1 protein-coding gene is annotated in these 656 nt (G+C 46.2%); it reads right to left on the minus strand.

Annotated features, from left to right (window positions below; genetic code table 11):
• A partial coding sequence (locus tag GM612_RS12175) for a mucin-binding protein (RefSeq protein ID WP_155432608.1) occupies positions 1–633 on the minus strand: 633 nt, incomplete at its 3' end.
• Positions 634–656 lie beyond the last annotated feature (23 nt).

Below are 656 nucleotides of genomic sequence, written 5' to 3' on the forward strand. Positions count from 1 at the left end.
GGTTGGTGTGGTGCCCGGAATTGGATTCCCAGCTTCGTCAACCGGTACACTAGTGTAACCTGCATCCGGTAATTTACTGAACGAAATCGTGAAGTTCTGGTTATCATTATCGTCGTTGTTAAAGACAACCACGGCAGTGTCATCAGAAACTAAGTTGTAGTTGTGATTGATAATTTGTTGAATCTGATTGCTCAGTTTCGTGTGGTCAATCAAACCATTCGTAACACCAGTGACCTCAATATCAGGAGCTAAAGTTCCCCCCGCCTCATCAACGAAGTGAACAGTCCCCTTTTGTACATCTGGCGAGTAAACCACTTTGACATCACCATTATCAGTCGGCACTTCAGGCAGTGTCTTACTTGGCGTATATCCAAGAACAGTTGGCGTTTTCACTGGAGTACCAGGCTCGCCGGTTTCAGCGGTTGGTGTGGTGCCCGGAATTGGATTTCCAGCTTCATCCACCGGTACACTAGTGTAGCTCGCATCTGGCAGTTTACTAAACATCACAGTGAAGTCTTGGTCGACGTTATCGTTATGGTCGAGTTTGTTAGTGGCCGTAGGATCGGAAACCAAATTATAGTTCTTGTTCAGTACCGCTTGGATCGCATTAGCGACTTCCGTCCGATTCAACATTGAATCACTTTCGCCTTCAATTG

It is taken from the genome of Secundilactobacillus folii (genome assembly GCF_009720675.1).
GTDB lineage: Bacteria > Bacillota > Bacilli > Lactobacillales > Lactobacillaceae > Secundilactobacillus > Secundilactobacillus folii.